Below are 19,723 nucleotides of genomic sequence, written 5' to 3'. Positions count from 1 at the left end.
GCACCGGCGCCCCCGGTCCCGGCCCCTCAGATGCGGAACTTGGCCTCGGCCTCGGTGGAGCCGGCCATGAGCTTGTTGAGCAGGCGCACGAGTTCCCGGCGCTCGTCGGGCTCCAGGGCCTCGGCCCAGGCGCTCTCGCGCCGGTTGTGCGCCCGGAAACCGCCGAGGATCGCCCGGTACCCGGCCTCGGTGAGGCTCAGCTGGAGGGCGCGCCGGTCGTGGGCGGCGCGCTCGCGCACGATGAGCCCGTCGCGTTCGAGGGTGTTGAGCAGCGCGGACAGCGCGGCCCGGCTCATCCCTGAGATCTCGGCGGTGGTCTTGGCCTCCATGGGACCGGCCAGCCACAGCGCGAAGATCACCCGGAACCCGGGCCAGGTGAGCCCGCGCGGGCGGTGCACGGACGACTCCAGGTCGTAGACGACCATGTTCGTCGCCCGGCTGAGGGTCAGGACCATCCGCATGGCGTCGGCGTTCACGGAGGGCAGTTCCTGCTCGGCCTTCCGCACCGCGTAGTCCACGAAGGACCAGAAGGTGAGTTCGGGGGCGGTGTCGTGGGTCACGCCGGTCAGCCTAGTGCCTGATCTCCCGGCGGGACCGGTCGCGCCAGGCCCCGCGCGTCCGCGCTGGTCGGCCGCGTGGGCCTCGGCTCCCGGACCCCGCGGGCTGCCCGGCGCACGCGTCCGCACCGGTCGGAGCCGCCGCGGCGCCGCGTCCGGCCGACACCGGACGCGCTCGTGAACCTCCGCGCGGGGGATCGGCTGACATGCACGACCCCGTCGTATTATGTGATCTGTATCACAGAGTAACGGGCTCCACGCCTCTTGGTCCTGTGGCGCGGAGCACGTTATGGTCAGGATCATCAAACCTTTGATCAATTGGGCGGCGGCAGCCGCCCGGAGCGAGTGAAGGGCCCGACCATGGCAGCCAAGCCGTTCGCCTCATCCGCCGACACCGAGGCCAAGGAGCAGACCCTGGAGGTCCTGGCCGACGGCGTCTACGCCCTCACCGCCGAGGGCGACCCGAACGTGGGCGCCATCGAGGGCGAGGACTTCGTCGTGGCCTTCGAGGCCCTGGCCACGCCCGCCGCCGCGGGGGAGTGGCTCGCCAAGCTGCGCGAGCACACCGACAAGCCGATCCGCTACCTGGTGCTCTCGCACTACCACGCGGTCCGCGTCCTGGGCGCGAGCGCCTTCGACGCCGAGATCATCCTGACCCACGAGAAGACCCACGAGCTCATCCGCGAGCGCGGCGAGGAGGACTGGGCCAGCGAGTTCGCCCGCATGCCCCGTCTGGCCAAGGACGCCGACTCCGTGCCCGGGCTGACCTGGCCCACCCAGACCTTCGCCGACCGCACCACCATCGACCTGGGCGGCGACCGCGGCGAGCTGGTCCTGCAGTACTTCGGCCGCGGCCACACCGAGGGCGACATCGTCGCCTGGCTGCCCAAGCAGAGGATCCTCTTCGCCGGTGACCTCGTCGAGGCCCAGGCCGCCCTCTACACGGGCGACGCCTTCCACCGCGACTGGGCCGGGGCCACCCTGGACGGGGTCAAGGCCCTGGAAGCCGAGATGCTCGTCGGCGGGCGCGGCGCGGTCAGCCGCGGCCGCGAGGAGGTCGACGCCGCCATCGAGCAGACCCGCGGCTTCCTCGACGTCATGATCCGCGAGGTCGGCGCCGTCCACGGACGCGGCGGCACCCTCAAGGAGGCCTTCGAGGCCACCCACGCCGCCCTCGTCGACGACTACGGCCACTGGCCCATCTTCGAGCACTGCCTGCCCTTCGACGTCTCCCGCCTGTGGGACGAGTTCTCCGGCATCGAGCGCCCGGTCATCTGGACCGCCGAGCGCGACCGCGAGGTCTGGGACCAGCTCCAGGGCTGACCCGCCGCGGCCGCCCCGCCGCCCCGCCCACCGATTCCCGACCCCTCCCACGCCCGTACGGGGCGTCCCACGCCGAACGGAGCCACCAGATGCGACCCCCCGCTCCACGCACTCCCGCGGACACCGCCGCCGACCCCGTCCTGGTGCTCGGCGCGGGCCCGGTCGGCCAGACCGCGGCCCTGCTGCTGGCCCGGCGGGGCGTCCCCGTACTGGTCGTGGACGCACGCCCCGAACGCGACGCCGTCGGCTCCAAGGCCATCTGTCAGCAGCGCGACGTGCTCGACGTCTGGGACTGGCTCGGCGCCGGGCGGATCGCCGAGGAAGGGCTGACCTGGGACACCGCCCGCACCTTCTACCGCGACAGCGAGCTGTTCACCGTCCGCCTCCCCGACCCGGGCGCCTCGCCCCTGCCGCCGTTCGTCAACATCTCCCAGTCCCGCACCGAGCAGGTCCTGGACGAGCGCCTGACCGCCGCCGGGGTGCGCACCCTGTGGAACCACCGGGTCACCGGCCTCTCCCAGGGCGCGCGCGGCGTCACCGTCGAGTGCCGCACCCCCGACGGGCCCGTCCGCCTGCGCGGCTCCCACGCGCTGTCGTGCCTGGGCGCCCACGGCGGGGTGGTCCGCGAGGCCCTGGGCCTGTCCTTCGACGGCACCACCTTCGACGACCGCTTCCTCATCTGCGACATCCGCGCCGACCTCGCCGGATGGGAACGCGAACGCCGCTTCTACTTCGACCCCGAGTGGAACCCCGGCCGCCAGGTGCTCATCCACCCCTGCCCCGACTCGGTGTACCGCATCGACTGGCAGGTGCCCTCCGACTTCGACCTCGACGCCGAGGAGTCCAGCGGCCGACTGGAGGCCCGCATCCGCCAGATCATCGGCGAGCGGCCCTACGAGATCGTCTGGCACTCGGTCTACCGGTTCCACACCCGTGTGGCCGAACGCATGCGCGCGGGCCGAGTCCTGCTGCTCGGCGACAACGCCCACCTGGTCGCCCCCTTCGGCGCCCGCGGCCTCAACTCCGGGGTCCAGGACGCCGAGAACGCCGCCTGGAAGATCGCCTACGTCCTGGCCGGATGGGCGGGCGATGAACTCCTGGAGAGCTACCACGCCGAGCGCCACGCCGCAGCCCTGGAGAACGCCGACGTCACCAGCGCCACCATGCGCTTCCTCGTCCCCCAGGACGAGGAGGAGCACCGCACCCGCCTGGCCGTGCTCGAAGCGGCCCTCACCGAGGAGGCGGCCCGCACCCGGGTCGACTCCGGGCGCCTGGCCGAACCCTTCTGGTACACCGACTCGTCCCTGACCACGCCCTGCCCCGAGCGGCCCTTCGGCGGCAGGCCCCCGCGCGGCCGGGCCCCCGCCCCCTGTCCCGGGGTGGTCCTGCCCGACGCCCCCGTCGACCTGTCCGGCGACCTGTCCGGCGCCGACGCCCCCGCGCGCCTGCGCCCCCTGCTGCGCGAGGGCCTGACCCTGCTGGTGGGCGCCGCCCCCGACGGCACCGACCCCGACGCGTTCCTGGAGGGCGTGCGCGCCGCCGCGCGCGGGGTCACCCCGGCGCCCGTCACCGCCCTGTACCTGGACCGGATCGACACCAACGGCGCGCTGACCAGGGCACTGGCCCCCGAACCGGGACAGGTGTGGCTGGTGCGCCCCGACGCCCACGTCGCCGCCGTCGTCGCGGGCGCTAACCCCGACGCCGTGCGCGCGGCCGTGCGCACCGCGCTGGGGTTCGCTCCGGCCACGACGGTTCCCACGGCGGCGCGTCCCGCGGCCGCCGCCCCCGACCCGCGCGGCGACGAACCCGCCCCGACCGCCTGACCCGGACCCACTCCACACGGAAGGGACAACACCGCCATGGCCTACTACCGCCAGGTCGGCGAGGTGCCCCGCACCCGCCACACCCAGCACCGCACCCCCGAGGGCGGCCTGTACTACGAGGAGCTGATGGGGGAGGAGGGCTTCTCCGCCGACTCCTCGCTGCTCTACCACCGCGCGATCCCCTCGGCCATCGTCGACGCCGCCGAGTGGGAGGTCCCCGACCAGACCCGCACCCGCAACGCCCCGATGGTGCCCCGCCACCTGAAGCTGCACGACCTCTTCTCCGACCAGGAGTGGAAGGCCGCCGACGTCGTCGAGTCGCGCCGCCTGGTCCTGGGCAACGACGACGTGCGCATCTCCTACGTGGTCGCCGGGGCGCCCTCCGAGCTGTACCGCAACGGCATCGGCGACGAGTGCGTGTACGTGGAGTCGGGCACCGCCCGCGTGGAGACCGTCTTCGGCCTGCTGGAGGTCGGCCGGGGCGACTACGTCATCCTGCCGCGCGCCACCACCCACCGCTGGGTGCCCACCGGCGACCAGCCCCTGCGCGCCTACGCGGTGGAGGCCAACAGCCACATCGCCCCGCCCAAGCGCTACCTGTCCCGCTACGGGCAGTTCCTGGAGCACGCCCCCTACTGCGAGCGCGACCTGCGCGGGCCCTCGGAGCCGCTGCTGGCCGAGGGAGAGAACGTCGACGTGCTCATCAAGCACCGCGGCGACGGCCCCGGGGGCATCTCCGGCACCCGCTACACCTACCCCACCCACCCCTTCGACGTCGTGGGCTGGGACGGGTGCCTGTACCCCTACGTCTTCAACGTCGCCGACTTCCAGCCCATCACCGGCCGCGTCCACCAGCCGCCGCCCGTGCACCAGGTGTTCGAGGGCCACAACTTCGTCATCTGCAACTTCGTGCCGCGCAAGGTGGACTACCACCCCGGCGCCATCCCGGTGCCCTACTACCACTCCAACGTGGACTCCGACGAGGTCATGTTCTACTGCGGGGGCGACTACGAGGCCCGCAAGGGATCGGGGATCGGCCAGGGCTCCATCTCCCTGCACCCCGGCGGTCACTCCCACGGACCCCAGCCCGGCGCCTACGAGCGCAGCATCGGCGCCGAGGCCTTCGACGAACTCGCCGTCATGGTCGACACCTTCCGCCCGCTCGACCTGGGCGAGGGCGGCCTGGCCAGCGACGACGGAACCTACGCCTGGACCTGGGCCGGGGGACGGAGGGAGCGCCGGTGAGCGCGCTGCTGTACCGCGGCCTGTTCGACGACGCCGCGCTCTTCCCGCCCGGCAACGCCCCCATGGGCGGGGCGCTGCCCGCCCACCGCGCCCACCGGGCCGGACCGCGCGCCGAGTACGTCGGCCCGTTCCTGGTCTCCGACGCCCGCGTGGGCGAACTGAGCGCAGTCCTGGCGCGTGAGGAGACGGGCCACGGCCCGCTCGCGGTCGTGGTCACCGTCCCCGGCGGCGCCGAGGGGATCGCCCCCGCCGTGGCGGCCGCGACCGCCGACCCGGCGCTGCGCCTGGCCGGGGTGGAGGCCGCCGCCGCGCCCGGGACGGCCGCCGAGGCCGCCGCGCGGCTGACCGAGCACCTGCCCGAGGGAGCCGAGGGGTTCGTGGAGGTCTCCCGCCAGGGGGACGTGCCCGCCGAACTGCGGTCCCTGGCGGGCACCGGCCACAGCGCCAAGTTCCGCACCGGGGGCCTCACCGCCGAGGCCCATCCCAGCGAGGAGGAGCTGGCCGAGTTCCTGCACGCGGCCGTGGAGCTGGACGTGCCCTTCAAGTGCACGGCCGGGCTCCACCACGCCGTCCGCCACACCACCGCCGAGGGCTTCGAACAGCACGGTTTCCTCAACGTGCTGCTGGCCACCGCGGCCCTGCTCGACGGGGTCTCCGAACGGGAGGCCGCCCTCGTGCTGGCCGACCGCGACGGCCCTCGCCTGGCGGCCCTGGCCGCCAAGCTCACCGACGAGGAGATCGAGCGGGTGCGCGGCCGGTTCCGCTCCTTCGGCACGTGCAGCGTCACCGAGCCCCTGGAGGACCTGGTCGTGCTCGGGGCGCTGCCCGCCTCCCGCGCCCGCTGAAGCCTCCGGTCCCGGGGCCTGTCCGCTCAAGGACCTGCCCGCTTCAGGGCTCCGCCCGCTCCGAGAACCTGCTCGCTCCAGAACCCGACCGCCTCACGAGCCCCCCGCTTCGAGAAACCGTCCACTCCAAGAAAGCGAACGCCATGCCCGACAGCTGGCTCGACCTCGCCCCGGACGCGCAGTTCGGCCTGGCCACCCTGCCCTACGGCGTGTTCGGCACCGACGACGATCCCGCGCCTCGCACCGGTGTGGCCGTCGGCGACCACGTCCTGGACCTGGGGGCCGCGGCCCGCGCCCTGGACGCGCCCTTCGCCGACACCGTCGACCGGCCCAGCCTGGACGCCCTGCTGGCCGCCGGACGGCCGGTGTGGGACCAGGTGCGCGCCGCTCTCACCGACTGGTTCACCGACCCCGCGCGCGCCGAGGCCGTGCGCCCGCACCTGGTGGACCGGGCGTCCGTGCGCATGCGCCTGCCCTTCACCGTCGCCGACTACGTGGACTTCTACGCCTCCGAGCACCACGCCAGCAACGTCGGCCGCATGTTCCGGCCCGACCAGGAGCCCCTCACCCCCAACTGGAAGCACCTGCCCATCGGCTACCACGGGCGTTCGGGCACCATCGTGGTCTCGGGGACCGACATCGTGCGCCCCACCGGCCAGCGCAAGCCGCCGACCGAGCCCGCTCCCGTCTTCGGGCCCTCGGTCCGCCTGGACATCGAGGCCGAGGTGGGCTTCGTCGTCGGGACCGGAACCGAGATGGGCGAGCGCGTCGCGGTGGACGACTTCGCCGACCACGTGTTCGGGGTGTTCCTGCTCAACGACTGGTCCTCGCGCGACCTCCAGGCCTGGGAGTACGTGCCGCTGGGGCCGTTCCTGGGCAAGTCGTTCGCCACGTCGGTCTCGCCGTGGATCGTGCCGCTGGCCGCGCTGGAGTCCGCGCGTGTGGAGCAGCCCGCCCAGGACCCCGAGCCGCTGCCCTACCTGCGGGGGAGCGGGCCCGGGGGCCTGGACCTGCGCCTGGAGGTGCGGCTGAACGGGCACCTGGTCTCCACACCGCCGTTCTCGCAGATGTACTGGACGGCGGCCCAGCAGCTCGCGCACATGACCGTCAACGGGGCGTCCCTGCGCACCGGGGACGTGTACGCCTCCGGCACGGTCAGCGGCCCCGAACGCGGGCAGCGGGGGTGCTTCCTGGAGCTGACCTGGAGCGGGAAGGAGCCGCTGAGCCTGCCCGACGGCACCGAGCGCACCTTCCTGGAGGACGGCGACGAGGTGACCATCACCGCCACCGCGCCGGGGCCGGACGGGACCACCGTGCACTTCGGCGAGGTGACCGGCAGGATCCTCCCCGCCCGCTGAGGTCCCGGCACGGCCCCGCGCACCCTCCCCGAGGGCGCGCGGGGCCGTTCTGCGCATGTGCGGGCCGGTGCCCAGGGCCTGTCGAACGCCTGAAGAGGCCGGGGGAGTCGACCAGTGAACTGATCCGGTGTGGGCTACGTGCTCTGGCCGGGGAGGAAGAGCGGCACCAGCGTTCTGCCAGCGGCACAGGCGCCGCCAGCACGTGATGCCGGGCCCGGAGCCCGTCTCGGGAGCGACACCCAGTTCAGACCATCTCCTGGTCCGCCGGTCATCCACACCCGCCCATCCGCGTCAAGGTCGCGAACCGGTATGCGGCGTATCGGGTCAGACCCGCGAGTCACCAGGACCGGCCGGGCCGGCATCGTCGCCGGAGCCGAGCGTGTCAAAGGCTGCAGCGGGCGTCGGCGGGCGGGGATTCGAGGTCGAGGAGATACGCGTCGACCACGTCGTCGACGCACTCGCTACCACCGAGGAGGTAGGCGCCGTGCTGCTTGCCGTCGACGGTGAGCAGGCTTGCGTCGAGAGCTCGCGCCATCGCGATGCCGCCCTCGTGCGGCGTGGCCGGATCGCCGGTGACCGACACGACGAGGGTCTCGGGGAGGCCTTCGACATCGGCGAGCCAGGGCTCGTCGCTCATGGGCGGTGCGGGCCACGCCTCGCATTCGCTGTGGTAGTTCCCCGCCGTGAACACGTCGAGGTCGAACATCGGCGCGGCCTCCCCGAGCTCGCGTGCGAGCGCGGTCTGTTCCTCCGGCGTCAGGCGGGGCCAGTCCATGCAGCGCACGGCGAGGTTCGTGTCGGTGTCCAGGCCGTAGGCGCCGTCCGGCGTGCGGGCGTAGAAGGCGTCGCGCAGGGCGAGCATCTCGTCGGGGTTCCCTGCCTCGAGCGCGGTCAGGGCGGAGATGACGTCGGGCCAGCTTGCCTCCGAGTACAGGCCGCCGGAGATGGCGAGGTAGACGTCCCAGACGTTGAGGGCTCGGCCATCGGCGGTCGCCGCTGGTGTCTCGATGATCGGCTGGACGATCTCGTGCAGGCGATCGTTCGCAGCCGCGGGATCGGCACCGAGTACGCAGCCGGGTGATTCGGCGCAGAGCGCGGCGAGGTCGTCGAACCGGGCCTGCATGCCGGTGAACTGGGAGATGCGGAACTCGCTCGCCGTCTGGTCGGGCGGGACGGCGCCGTCGAGCACGATCGCACGGACCTTGTCGGGGTAGGTCGCGGCGTACATGGCGCCGAGCTTGGAGCCGTAGCTGTAGCCGAGGTAGGTGAGCTTCTCGTCGCCGAGCACCTCGCGTATGAGGTCCATGTCGCGCACGACGTTCGTCGACCCGGCGTTGACGAGGTTCTCGACGCCGCCGGAGCCGTCGGCGCAGCGCTGCGCGATCTCGGCCGCCTGCTCAGTGCTCGTGACCTCGTACACCACGCCGAACCGCAGCGCGTCGCCCGCGTCGTACTCCTCGTCGGTGTAGCAGTCGAGAGCGGGAGTAGACGACCCGACCCCGCGCGGGTCGAAGCCGACGATGTCGAAACGCTCGGCGACGGGGCTGGCCTGCCACAGCGGCAGGGTGGACGCGACGAGGGTGGTGCCGGAGCCTCCGGGGCCTCCCGGGTTGATCAGCAACGAGCCCTCGGCCTCGCCCGTGGCGGGCAGGCGCAGGAGCGCGACCCGCGCCCTCTCCCCGTCCGGCTCGTCGTAGTCGAGCGGCACCTCGACCGAGGCGCACTCGAGCTCCGGGTTCGCGAACAGCTCGGCGTCCGCCGCGCTCGTCGCGGTGCCCTCGCATCCGCCCCAGTCGAGCTCTTGTTCCAGGTAGGCGCCGAGGTCCGCGTCCGTGCCGGAGCCCGGTGGGGGAGAGGCGGAGGCGCATCCGGCGAGCGGGAGGAGTACGGCCGTGGCGGCCGCGGCGAGCCCGGTCGTGAGGCGCCGGGAACGATTCGGGAGTGGAGGACGTGATCGCATGCGTTTCTCCTTTGTCGAGCCGCAGTCGTGTACGAGGGTGCGGCGGCGGTTGACGGGGTGTTCTTGGTCGAGCGCGCTGAGATGCTCGATCAGGCAGCGACCCTGACCGGTTGGTGCGGGGATGTCAGCTCCCGATCCCCTCGGTCTCGGCGTCCAGGAGCCGGTGATGGCGGAAGGTGAGCGCTCGTTCGGTCCCCGCGAGGCCCGCGGTGATGGTGAGCGCCGTGTTCGCCCATGTCGGCAGGTCGACGGGCGAGACGAACGGGGTGAAGCGATCCGCCCAGAGCGGCAGGTGGGTGACCAGTTCGAGTAGCTGCGGCGCGAGGAGGATCAGATTGACCGTCAGCACGATGACGGCGCCGGCGGCCAGGGCGCGCCCGATCCTGGGGTGTTGCCGGGAGAGTTGAGCGCGCCGGTGCTCGGGCGTCCCCGGTGCGGGATCGAGGCGTCGTTGGCTACCGTCCGCGCTGATCAGGTGGATCCGCTGCATGCCGTACCTGCTCGCGGCGACCTCGATGCCGTCCGATCCGAGAGGGAACCGGACCGGCATGTCGCAGGTCCGCACGTGCCGGGCGTCCCTGTAGAGCGAGGCTCGGCCCGACAGGTGGTCGACGTCGACCGTCGCCGTCGACGCGTCGGGAAGGTCGATCGCGAAGCGCGTGCGTTGCAGCGAGAGGGAGCGGCGGAACGGTGGCAACGGCGCTCCCGGATCCGGAGCGGGCGTCGACCATGTTCCCGCGTCCCCGTCGAGACCTTCGAGCCCGTCGAAGCCGTCGATCCGGCCGTCGTCGTGAGGCCTCTTCCGCGCCGCACCGTTCCAGGGGTCGTGCCAGCTGCTCACGTCTGGTCCTGTCCGGGGCCGGGACGGGAGGGAACACCGCCACGGGACCTATTTAGCATCCTCATGCCAAATAAAGTAGCACACGCATGCCAAAAAATGACTAGGATGGTGTCATGCCCAAGAGAGTCGACCCGGATGCCCGCCGGGAGCAGGTCGCCGACGCCGTGATCGACGAGATCGCCGAGCACGGGATCCGCTCGGTGACCCTCACCCGGATCTCCGCACGCACCGGCCTGGCCATCGGGAGCATCCGGCACTACTTCGGTGACACCGTCCGCGAGGTCATGCGCTTCACGCTGGGCGTCCTCATGCAGCGCGCCGCGCGCCGCGACGCGAGGATGTCCGACGACCCGGTGGCGCGAATCGCGGATGTGATCGCCTTCGCCACGCCGACCAGCGATCAGGAGCACCGGGAGAACATCGCCCTGGTCGAATACCGTGTCATGGCGCGCACGGACCCGGAGCTCGCGGCCGACATCGCCGCGACGTCCCTCGCGGCCGAGGAGCTGATCCGCTCGCTGCTGCGCGAAGCGCTGGCCGACCGTGTTGTCGACGAGGAGGCGCTGCACCGCGAGGCGCTCCTGCTGTTCGCCCTGATCGAGGGTCTCTCGTTCAGTTCGGCGCTGTTCTCCGCCCCGTTGCAGGAGACGGACGTCCGCGCCGTCGTGACGGCTACCGTGCAACGTCTGCGCGACGCCTATCCGCCTTCCGAAAAAGCCGTCAAGGGGGCGGCTGGAGACCCTGAGGCCGCCGAGGAGTCGCGGAGCTAGGGCTAGCACGTCGCAAGGGGCCTGTGAGGTTCGCGGTGGGGGCAAGGCCCATGTCGGTCCTGTTCCCCACCGCCCGGCACCGTGTGCCGATCGGCGTCTCGGGTTCCCCGCCTGGTGAGGCGGTGGTCGTTTCGCGTGTTCGTGAGGTCGCCCAAGGGCTCTCACTCCGACGCGGCCGTCGAGGAGGTAGCGGTAGTCGGGCATGAGGGGCTTTCCGTGTCCGGTGTTCTGCGTTCTGTGTTCTGTGCGTGTTTGGTGGGGCGTCCCCGCCTCCCCGGGGAAGGGGAGGGCGGGGCTTCGGGCCGGTGCTCTTCGCGTCGGCCTGTCCGCACCGGCACGGGGGCAGGTCGGGTGGTGCGGAGCATGGAGCGCTGAGCGCTCACAGCGAGGTGCGGGTTACCAGGGGAAGACGGCGCGGACGGTGATCGCGCCGCAGGAGTGCTGCTTCCAGTCCCAGTAGGAGCACAGGGCTTCGACCAGGCGTAGGCCGTTGCTGCTGGGGCGCAGGGGTTCGGGGTCGGGCACGCTCGGGAACGTGGGTTTCTCGCCTGGGCGGGGTCCGTTGTCGGTGACGCGGAGTTCGAGGTGGCGCGGGGTGCGTTCGATCTCCACGCGGATGGTGCCGTGGGAAAGTCCGGACGCCGAGTGACGCAGCGCGTTCGTGACCATTTCCGACACGGCGATGCCGACCGGTTCGGCCAGGCCGGGGCGGGAGCGGGTGGCTTGGGCGGCCCAGCGGCGGGCGACCTTGACGCGACCGAGGTTGGGACCGAGCAGAATGCCTGATTTGGTGAAGGTTCAGCACAATCGGCGTGGAAGTGGGAGGGGCGGAGCGGTAGACTTCATTGGTCTCACCTTTTCTCTTTGCGGACAGGTGAGGCATATGGCCTCGGCGACCGCTCTCTACTTCGGTCTCCGGGGCTTTTCGCTGCCATCACGTGCTTGTGCTCCCTGGCCACCTCACGGTTGCACCGGGCTTTCGAGTCATAACCTTGGTCTTTCGTGCTCTACTCACGCCACTACCTGAAGAACTTGCGAAAAGGCCAGACAGGCCTCGGAAGCTCCGCGTAATATTCCGAGCATGAGCGACCCCCCGTTTCGTGAACTCATTAAGGCCTTCCGCGATTTGCAAGGCCTCACCCAGGATCAACTGGCTACCCGGATAGGCTGCTCTGCCGCCTCGGTGTCCCGCTGGGTGAACGGGCAATCCCTTCCGCATCGACCTCTTGCGGAGAAACTGGACAAGGAACTTCGTGCCGACGGGAAGTTGATCTCTGCATGGCGTCAGGTCACAAGTGGACATGCTCTGCCCGAGTGGGCCCGGGATCTGGAAGCCATAGAGCGCGCCGCGAGGCAGCTCAGCATTGTGGCACCTGCTCTTGTTCCGGGCCTGTTGCAGTGTCCGGAGGTCGCTCGTGGTGTGTTCCGGACGGCACAACCGCTCGCGACGGCGAAGGAGATCGATCGTTTGGTGGCTCTGCGAACCGGCAGGCTGAAGGAGCTGCCTGATCTTGAAGTGACGGCTGTCTTCCCTGTTACGGCCGTATCCGGCCTCTCTGAAGCCCTTCGTCGGGCACAGGTGCCGTACCTCATCGAGTGGGTTGAAACGGGGCGGGTTGCGGTGCACCTTGTGCCTGAGGGAACGACGCTCCTCGGCCCTTCGGCTCCGTTGATGCTCTTCCGCCTGGAATCAGGGGAACTCGCGGTCGTCAGCGATCACGCTGACGGTAACGTGATCCACGAGGACAGCACGTACGACAGGCTGTCCGGTCAAGCCACCACCGCGCTGGCAGCCTCCCTGCCACTTGCACTCTCGCTCGATGTACTGAGGAAGCTCACATGAACACCACCGAATGGCATAAGTCCAGCTACAGCGCCAACGGGGGCAACTGCGTTGAGATCCGCGAGCACGGGGCTGGTTCGGACGTTCGTGACACTCAGAACCGGAACCAGGGGTACCTAACGTTCGCTCGTCAGGAGTGGGCCGCCGTTCTCGCTGTCACGAAGGGATGAGCCGTGAAGCCTGACTGGCACAAGTCCAGCTACAGCGGGAACCAGGGGGCATGTGTGGAGGTGCGCGAGGGTGTAGTCACCAGCATCCGCGACACCCAGAACCGGCAGCTGGGTCGTTTGTCCGCCCCGGCGCACGAGTGGACCGCCCTGCTCGCGGCGGTGCGCGTCCAGTAGAGGCACAGCGCGAACCGGCCCCGCCCAGGCGTGGTGGGCGGGGCCGGTCTCATCTGTTCGCTGGGCGTGTGTTCGCTGGGTGTGGGCACCCCGTTCCACAGGACGAGGCAAACGGGGAGCCTCCCGCGACTCCGTCGACGCGGGAGGCCCTCACCTGCTGCGGACCCGGATCAGGGCTGGTCGCCGGTGTAGCGGTAGATGTTGTTGTTGGCGTTGACGCCCCAGACGGTGCCGTCTGCGGCGGCGCTGATGTCGGTCAGCCCCCCGGGAATGTTGACCCAGGGGTTGGCGTCGTCGTTGGTGTAGCGGTAGATGGATCCGCTGGCGTTGACGCCCCACACGTTGGTGCGGGACCCTGCCGAGATCCTCGTGAGGGCTCTGGGGATCTGCTTCCAGTGGGAGGAGCCCTGGTCGCCGGTGTAGCGGTAGATGTTGTTGTTGGCGTTGACGCCCCAGACGGTGCCGTCTGCGGCGGCGCTGATGTCGGTGAGTCCTCCGGGGATCTTGACCCAGGGGTTGGCGTCGTCGTTGGTGTAGCGGTAGATGGATCCGCTGGCGTTGACGCCCCACACGTTGGTGCGGGAGCCTGCCGAGATCCTGGTCAGGGCTCCGGAGATCTGCTTCCAGTGCGCCATGTTGATCGTCTCCGTTCATTCGGGGTATTGCGCTGAACTGTCAGGAACACCTGTGGCACGGCTGGTCCGGGGGCGACCGGTGTACCTGTGGGGCGACGCTGAACGCGGGGAACTTCAGCAGCCCGGACACCGGCCGCTGCCCCCTTGCCTCTTCCGGAAAGGAATCCGCTGAACGGGGCGGGCACGACGGTGTTCCGCCATTTCTCAGTGGAATCGCGGAATTTTCGCCTTTCTCGACCTCGCGCGCCGCTTCCGTTGGGATGCCCGAGGATGGGGGTACGCAATCCCCTTGGTCCCGTTTCGGCCAATGTTTAAAAAACTGTCCACACGCAAAAAGATTCGTGATATGGAGATGGCAAATGCACTATAGGTGAAAAAATAGAAGATTCCCGAAATGTATTTCCGTGTGCCGACGGTGGTCCAGGGGCGTGGAGTGGCCGGAGGCCGGTCGCCGGACGGTCGACGTCGTTGCCAGCGTGGGCTGTTCCGGCGGCGGCACGGGAACTCAGCGGGAAGCGGTTCCGACCAGGGTTCCCACATGGTCGGCCTCCGGGGCCAACTCCTCCCACACGCGCACCTCACGGAACCCGTGACCAACCAGAATCTCCTTCCACACCGCGGGCTCGTAGGCCCACCGGTACACCCACACCCGGCGGCCTGTGAACCCGCCTCCGTACATGCCCTGCACCCCGTACGACCCGGGAACCGCAGGCGCGCAGGAGAACACGAACCTTCCACCGGATTCCAGACGGTCGTGCACCAGCGGGAACAGCACGTCGGGATCGGTGAACCAGGCCGCGCCCCACACCGAGTAGACGGCGTCCCACCGCTGACCGGTGCCCGCCAGGAACTCGACCACGTCCGCGTGATGGAACTCGGCGTCCAGATGTCCCCACTGGTGGCGGGCCCGCTCCACCGCCACCGGTGACACGTCCACCCCCGCGGCCTTCGCGCCCCGGGCGGCGAGCGCGGCGACGGCCGCCCCCTGCCCGAACCCCAGCTCCAACGCGGAGGCGGGTTCCCCCAGCAGTTCGAATCCGGGCCCGTGTCCCGGGTACTGGGTCCACTCCAGAGCGGTGGCCAGCGCTTCCTCCGGGCCCTGTGGGGTGACGCCTCGGGCGTAGCGGTCCCAGTAGGAGGGGATGTCCGTGGTCGGGTCGGCCATGGTTGCGGTCCTCGCGGCTCAGGAGACAGGACCCGGACAAGGTAGCCATGTCGCGGTCGGGCCAGCAGGGAAACAACGGAAGAGACCGGCGCCCGCACAGGTGCCGGCCTCGTCCGGGTTCCGTGCGGAACGGACGGCGGCAGCCCGACTCCGCGAGTACACGGGGCGCCCTGGAGCGTGAAGCCGCAGCGTGCCCGGGGCAGGGTTCGCGAAGTCGGGTGTTTCCGGCCGTTTCTGCGTCTTTCCGAGGCGATCCCATGCCATGATTTTTGGGGTTCGCTGATGGCAACCGCCTACTACCGATGGGGAAGACACGTGGCTGAGCGCCAGACCGGCACAGTGAAGTGGTTCAACGACGAGAAGGGGTACGGCTTCATCACACCGGAGTCCGGTCCCGACCTTTTCGTTCATTTCAGGGCGATCGAGGGCACCGGCTTCAAGTCGTTGCAGGAAGGCCAGAGGGTCAGCTTCGAAGCTGTCCAGGGTCAGAAGGGGATGCAGGCAGACAAGGTTCAGGTGGAAGGATAGGCAAGGCCCGCCCGAGCTGAAGCTCGCGAAGCCCCCGTACCCGGCCTCTCCCGGGCACGGGGGCTTCGTCGTGTACGGCGTGTGAAGCTCGGCCCAGGCGGTCCCGGCCGGTGCCGGTGGCGTCCGCGCGGCCCACCCGGCCGAGTCCGGAGCGCGGCACCGACCGGGGCGGGGGTGGCGACCGAACCCGGGCTGCCCCGCACTGGTGCTTTTCCGTGCCAATCGGAGAATAAAGAGCAAAACCGCACTATGTGAATTATCGCGCAAGGCAGACAGTTCGGGCTTCTGGCATGTGCGGACTTGGGGGAAAATTACGCGAACTCGTGTTCGCTGCGCTAGCGTGTTCCCCGAAAAGGAAAATCCCGGTCGGTGCTACCAACACCGAACCGGGATTTGGCCGACGCCTGAGCAAACAAGCATCCGGCCGCGCCACCTACCTGCTTCAACCAGGAAGGCGACTCGTCATGGAGTCTACCGCCCCCGCTCTCCGTGCCACCACCGAACGCCGTGATTCGGCCCGTTTTTTCGGCCCGCGCCAACGCCCCCGCGGGGCAATGCGCGGAATTGGTTTCATACCGGACATCTGGGTCAACGAAGCCCGCGAGGCCGGACTCTTCCCCACATCCCGCTCCTTCATCGCCGCCACGGTCATCGCCCGCGCTGCCGACCTCGACGGCCGCTGGTGCTTCCTCTGCCTGGACACCCTGGTCAGCCGGTCCGGTCACCTGCTCAGCCTCTCCGTGGCCAAGCGCGCCATCGCGGACCTCGTCACCGCGGGGCTGGTCCGCAAGCTCGACCCCGGTCAGACCCGCGCCTTCTTCGCCGAGGACATCAAGGAGCGCACCCGCTCACACGACCGCCTTCCGCTCGTCCTCGAACTCCTGGTCCCCGCCGAGGACTTCCCCGAACCGGTCCGCGAGGAGATCAACGCCGTCCGCGCGGCCCTGGGGGAGGAGCCCCTGGACGAGGCCACCCGCCCCCGGATCAGGAAGGCCGCGACGGTTCGAATCGACCTCGGCGACGGGTCGAATCGACCCACACACCTGTATCCCATTCACCTCTCCTCCGACGAGCGCCCCGATTCCGTCCGGAGGAGCCCGGACACAGCAGGAGGGCCCGAACCCGCGCGGCCGAGCACGCACGGACGTCCCCCGCACGCACATCCCCGGAACGCACACCATTCACACGGGCACCCCTTGCTCCGGCACGTCCCCGACGCCGCCCTCAACGACCCGCGCGCTGACCGGGCCGCCCTCACCCGCGCTCTGCTCCGCCTGCGCGACGCGGGCCTGACCGAACAGGAACTCACCGCCCTCGTCCGGGGCGCGGGGAGACTGCGCCGTCCGTTCCCGGCCCTGATGCTGCGCCTGCGCGGCCCGGCCGAGGCCCGCGCCTTCCTCACGGGAGTCCTGGGGCGGGGGATCGCGCCCACGACGCCCTGGCAGACGGGGATTCCCGCGCCCCGAAGGCCCGATGACGAGCGCGGCCCCGACGACGGAGACCCCTTCGCCCGTCCGCCGGGGTTCGACGTGGACGCCCAAGGCACGGCGGTGCGCACCTGTCCCGATCACCCCGGCGTTCGCAACGTTCCCGGCGGTACCTGTCGGGCGTGCGGCGGCCCCTGCCGGCCGGTGCCGGACGCACTCGTGCACCCACCGGCCCCGCCCGGACCGCCCGGACCGCCCGGGCCGCCCGGGCTGAGCGGGGGAGGGGAGGGGCCCGACAGGTCGGGGTCCAACGGGGCGGGGCCCGATAGCGAGGAGCTGGCAGGGGAGGGAGTTCCCGATCTCGAACCGGCCCTCACCGAGCGCATCCTGGGCTCGCTCGTGGCCGGAAGGCCGACCGCCGCCGATGACGCTCCCGCGCTGGAGGGAGGGCCCGCGCGGGAGACAGGGCCCGCGCATCCGCCCGCGCGTCAGGCCATCATCGACCGGCTCCGCCGACAGCTCGCCGCCTGAGGCCCCGGCGGCATACACGGCCCGGCGGACCCGTGGCCTGTCACCGGGTCTGGAGTGAGGCGAGGAACTCGTCGGTCCTCTGGACCTCGTCGCGGTCGTAGGTGCTGACGTTGGCGAGTACCTCGGAACCGCCGGTGCGGTTGAGGAGGTCGGTGAGCGCGTCCGCCACCTGCTCAGGAGTGCCCGCGATCGCGGAGTCCATCCAGCCGTGCACCTCCCTGCGCTTCCTGTCGCGGCTCGTCCCGCCCAGCATTCGGCGTACCTCCTCGACGGGTCGGAGCGCGCGGAACTCCCCGACCTCCCGCGAGTCCGCGTACGCCCAGGCCTCGGGCAGCAGCAGGTCGCGGGCGCGCTCCTCGGTCTCCGCGACGGAGACGTCCACGTTCACGACCAGGTAGGGAGCGGGTGCGGTCGGGCTCGGACGGAAGTCCTCGAAGTACGCGGCGATCCTGCCCGGGTCGCGAAGGGCAGGCCCTCCGACCACCGCCGGAAGCCCCAGCTCGGCGGCGAGTGCCAGCCCCTCCCGGACGGCGAGCAGGAACACCGGCGGAGGTGCGACGTTGGGTCTGGCGGTGATCTCGGCCCGCCCGCCCAGATACTCGCGGATCCTTTCGACGTCGGCCGGGTACTCGCCCTCGCCCAGGGCGGTGCGCCCGAGCGCGCGCCGGATCGGAGCGGTGAAGCCGAGCGAACCGCCCAGTCCCAGATCGATCCTGCCGGGGAAGAGCGCCTCCAGGAGCAGCGCCTGCTCGGCGATCACCAGCGGGCTGTGGTTGGGGACCATGACCCCGCCCGTGCCCAGGCGGATGCCGCGCGTGCGGGCACCGATGGCCGCGAGCAGCACGGTGGGGGCCGAGCTGGCGATACCGGGCACCGCGTGGTGCTCGGCGGTCCAGAACCGGCGGAAGCCGAGTTCCTCCGCGCGCACGGCCCTCTCGACGGTCGTCGCGATCGTCTGTGCGTCGGACTCGCCGCTGCGCGTCCGTGAGCGGTCAAGCAGGGAGACCCGCATCGGTTCTCTCCTCCGTCCGTGTGGTGGGACAGCGCATCGTCATCCTCCGCCCGGAGCGTACTCGCCGCGAGCCCTGTGGGCCGGAAGGATCTCCGGTCCCGGGGGGCGTCTGTCGGCGAGCACGAAAATGGGTTCTGGCACTGATCTTGTTCATGGTGCCCCTCCACCGCTCCGGAACTGTAAGGCAGGCTCAGACCGGCGCGGACCGCCTCGTGGTCATGACTGAGGCTGCGGTCGAGGGAACGCAGCGCGGGAAGGGGCTCTGTGGACGCGGCGGCGAGCCACTCATCCAACCGGTGCCCTTCGCGACGGACCATCATTTGCGCGAAGTCGCGAACGTGTCCGGACAGGGCGTCGAGTTCGGGGCACTGGCCGAGGATCGCTTTGAGCAGCACCGCGTCGCCGGGGTTCAGGCTCTGAGGATGGGACATGATGCCGACCCGGCAACTGGTGCTCCGTGGTCTCGCTGCGCCCCCGAACACGACGCAGAGTGACGGCACGGGACGGTCAGAGCCGAATACCGACTACTCGATTATCAGCCTCCGCCAGATCCGCCTCCCGAGTAGGCGTCGCCGGCGAACCGCGCGAGTGTTGAGCGCATCCGCTCCAGCGTCTCGAGGCGTTCGGTGTTTCCCGTGCTCAGAATCATCTGAGCCACGGTTGAGGTGTGCCGCTGCCCCTCCCAGTCGGAGCGGTTGGAGCCGAGTGCTTCCGCCTGCGCCTTCAGGCTGGTGAACGTGACCACGACGTGCGCGTTGCCGGACTTGACGGCCACGCGGACCAGGGCGACCCCCTCCCAGGGAATGGAGCGACACTTGTCCTTTTGGGTGGAGAGCACGGTGATGCCCGCGCTGTCTACGACCAGCACGTTCCTGCCGTCGGTTAGGTCCCCCATCGCGAAGACCGCGGTGAGGAGCAGGCAGAGCCCCAGGGCTATCGGCCAATTGCCGGGCAGGGTTGCCAGTACCGGCGCGTCCGGGCCGTCGGTTGCCAGCGCGGCCAGAAACATCCCGCCGAAAATGGCCGGCCCTATGAGCGCTTGCAGCAGCCGCTGTTTGAAAACCATGGCGGGCGTCTTCAGCGCCATGGCCACAGGACCGGTCTGCGCGAGATCCGAGGCAGCCGCGGTTTCGGCCCTGCGTCCGGGAGAGGCCTGGAGGGCGGCCAGGGCCAAGGCGGGCACCGCGACGATGAAGGAGCCCGCTCCCGCCACCCAGGAGAGCGTCTCCAGGTCCGCCCGGTACAGCACCACCGCCACCAAGACACAGGCCAGCGCTGCTGATCCCGCCACCCACGTCCATCGCATGTGCGCATTGTGCCGGGTGGTGCCCGCAGCGAACAGGGGTAGGCCTCATCTGGCCATCTCTCACGGGCGTGGCGGAGCCGCCGAGCCCGCCTCCGAGGACTCCGCCACCGAGGCCGACGCTCGCATGGTCCTGGCCGCGCTGGCCCACGCCGGGGTGCCGTTGCACACCTAAACGCTGTGCCAGGCGCTCGACTGGCCCCAGGACCGGCT

18 protein-coding genes and 1 pseudogene are annotated in these 19,723 nt (G+C 70.6%); 11 read left to right on the top strand and 8 right to left on the bottom strand.

What is annotated here, in order from left to right:
* Window positions 1-26: 26 nt before the first annotated feature.
* Window positions 27-560 (bottom strand): MarR family winged helix-turn-helix transcriptional regulator, encoded by a 534-nt coding sequence (locus tag HGB44_RS22870; protein WP_061079213.1) that lies wholly within the window; start codon window positions 558-560, stop codon window positions 27-29.
* Window positions 561-917: 357 nt separating this feature from the next.
* Between HGB44_RS22870 and HGB44_RS22865 the strand changes: the two genes are divergently transcribed.
* From HGB44_RS22865 to fahA, 5 genes are all read left to right on the top strand, one after another.
* Window positions 918-1,880, top strand: coding sequence for an MBL fold metallo-hydrolase (locus HGB44_RS22865; protein ID WP_061079212.1), 963 nt, complete (start codon window positions 918-920; stop codon window positions 1,878-1,880).
* 89 nt (window positions 1,881-1,969) lie between these two features.
* A complete protein-coding gene (locus HGB44_RS22860) occupies window positions 1,970-3,703 on the top strand; it encodes an FAD-dependent monooxygenase (protein ID WP_061079211.1) in 1,734 nt (577 codons plus the stop codon).
* Between the two features lie 36 nt (window positions 3,704-3,739).
* The gene (locus HGB44_RS22855; RefSeq protein ID WP_061079210.1) at window positions 3,740-4,948 is read left to right on the top strand and encodes a homogentisate 1,2-dioxygenase; all 1,209 of its coding nucleotides are present in this window, start codon (window positions 3,740-3,742) and stop codon (window positions 4,946-4,948) included.
* Window positions 4,945-5,793: a hypothetical protein gene (locus tag HGB44_RS22850; RefSeq protein ID WP_061079209.1), complete on the top strand. Its 849-nt coding sequence runs from the start codon at window positions 4,945-4,947 to the stop codon at window positions 5,791-5,793. The genes HGB44_RS22855 and HGB44_RS22850 overlap by 4 nt, the downstream gene beginning before the upstream one ends.
* A 143-nt stretch (window positions 5,794-5,936) precedes the next feature.
* A complete protein-coding gene (fahA, locus tag HGB44_RS22845) occupies window positions 5,937-7,151 on the top strand; it encodes a fumarylacetoacetase (protein ID WP_061079208.1) in 1,215 nt (404 codons plus the stop codon).
* 382 nt (window positions 7,152-7,533) lie between these two features.
* Here fahA and HGB44_RS22840 read toward each other — a convergent pair whose 3' ends face one another.
* Entirely contained in the window at window positions 7,534-9,111 is a 1,578-nt protein-coding gene (locus HGB44_RS22840) for an alpha/beta hydrolase (protein WP_061079207.1), read from the bottom strand.
* A 124-nt stretch (window positions 9,112-9,235) separates the two neighbouring features.
* Entirely contained in the window at window positions 9,236-9,952 is a 717-nt protein-coding gene (locus HGB44_RS22835; RefSeq protein ID WP_061079206.1) for a hypothetical protein, read from the bottom strand.
* A 113-nt stretch (window positions 9,953-10,065) separates the two neighbouring features.
* Between HGB44_RS22835 and HGB44_RS22830 the strand changes: the two genes are divergently transcribed.
* Window positions 10,066-10,722, top strand: a complete 657-nt coding sequence (locus HGB44_RS22830) for a TetR/AcrR family transcriptional regulator (RefSeq protein WP_061079205.1) — start codon at window positions 10,066-10,068, stop codon at window positions 10,720-10,722.
* Window positions 10,723-11,118: 396 nt separating this feature from the next.
* On the opposite strand, the pseudogene HGB44_RS22825 reads toward HGB44_RS22830, so the two are convergent.
* Window positions 11,119-11,568, bottom strand: a pseudogene (locus HGB44_RS22825) (ATP-binding protein).
* A 235-nt stretch (window positions 11,569-11,803) separates the two neighbouring features.
* Here HGB44_RS22825 and HGB44_RS22820 point away from each other — a divergent pair.
* From HGB44_RS22820 to HGB44_RS22810, 3 genes are read left to right on the top strand one after another with little or no spacing between them, the layout of a single operon-like run.
* Window positions 11,804-12,565 carry a Scr1 family TA system antitoxin-like transcriptional regulator gene (locus HGB44_RS22820; protein ID WP_061079204.1) on the top strand — a complete coding sequence of 254 codons (762 nt, stop codon included), beginning with the start codon at window positions 11,804-11,806 and terminating at the stop codon, window positions 12,563-12,565.
* The gene (locus HGB44_RS22815; protein ID WP_061079203.1) at window positions 12,562-12,735 is read left to right on the top strand and encodes a DUF397 domain-containing protein; all 174 of its coding nucleotides are present in this window, start codon (window positions 12,562-12,564) and stop codon (window positions 12,733-12,735) included. The genes HGB44_RS22820 and HGB44_RS22815 overlap by 4 nt, the downstream gene beginning before the upstream one ends.
* A 3-nt stretch (window positions 12,736-12,738) precedes the next feature.
* Window positions 12,739-12,909 (top strand): DUF397 domain-containing protein, encoded by a 171-nt coding sequence (locus tag HGB44_RS22810; RefSeq protein WP_061079202.1) that lies wholly within the window; start codon window positions 12,739-12,741, stop codon window positions 12,907-12,909.
* 170 nt (window positions 12,910-13,079) lie between these two features.
* On the opposite strand, the gene HGB44_RS22805 is transcribed toward HGB44_RS22810, so the two are convergent.
* Together HGB44_RS22805 and HGB44_RS22800 are read right to left on the bottom strand one after the other, a co-directional pair.
* Window positions 13,080-13,544, bottom strand: coding sequence for a tectonin domain-containing protein (locus tag HGB44_RS22805; protein ID WP_210752039.1), 465 nt, complete (start codon window positions 13,542-13,544; stop codon window positions 13,080-13,082).
* A 505-nt stretch (window positions 13,545-14,049) separates the two neighbouring features.
* Window positions 14,050-14,709: a methyltransferase domain-containing protein gene (locus HGB44_RS22800; protein ID WP_061079201.1), complete on the bottom strand. Its 660-nt coding sequence runs from the start codon at window positions 14,707-14,709 to the stop codon at window positions 14,050-14,052.
* A 282-nt stretch (window positions 14,710-14,991) separates the two neighbouring features.
* Here HGB44_RS22800 and HGB44_RS22795 point away from each other — a divergent pair, with 282 nt between their 5' ends.
* Entirely contained in the window at window positions 14,992-15,237 is a 246-nt protein-coding gene (locus HGB44_RS22795; protein ID WP_210752038.1) for a cold-shock protein, read from the top strand.
* A 554-nt stretch (window positions 15,238-15,791) separates the two neighbouring features.
* The gene (locus tag HGB44_RS22790; RefSeq protein WP_061079199.1) at window positions 15,792-17,195 is read left to right on the top strand and encodes a hypothetical protein; all 1,404 of its coding nucleotides are present in this window, start codon (window positions 15,792-15,794) and stop codon (window positions 17,193-17,195) included.
* A gap of 40 nt (window positions 17,196-17,235) precedes the next feature.
* Here HGB44_RS22790 and HGB44_RS22785 read toward each other — a convergent pair whose 3' ends face one another.
* Both HGB44_RS22785 and HGB44_RS22780 read right to left on the bottom strand, forming a co-directional pair.
* A complete protein-coding gene (locus tag HGB44_RS22785; protein ID WP_061079198.1) occupies window positions 17,236-18,207 on the bottom strand; it encodes an MsnO8 family LLM class oxidoreductase in 972 nt (323 codons plus the stop codon).
* A gap of 535 nt (window positions 18,208-18,742) precedes the next feature.
* Entirely contained in the window at window positions 18,743-19,513 is a 771-nt protein-coding gene (locus HGB44_RS22780; RefSeq protein ID WP_168444119.1) for a hypothetical protein, read from the bottom strand.
* Between the last annotated feature and the right edge of the window lie 210 nt (window positions 19,514-19,723).

Origin of the sequence: Nocardiopsis alborubida, assembly GCF_012396365.1 — a bacterium.
Taxonomy (GTDB): Bacteria; Actinomycetota; Actinomycetes; order Streptosporangiales; family Streptosporangiaceae; genus Nocardiopsis; species Nocardiopsis alborubida.
This window is presented reverse-complemented; position numbering and strand designations above follow the sequence as displayed.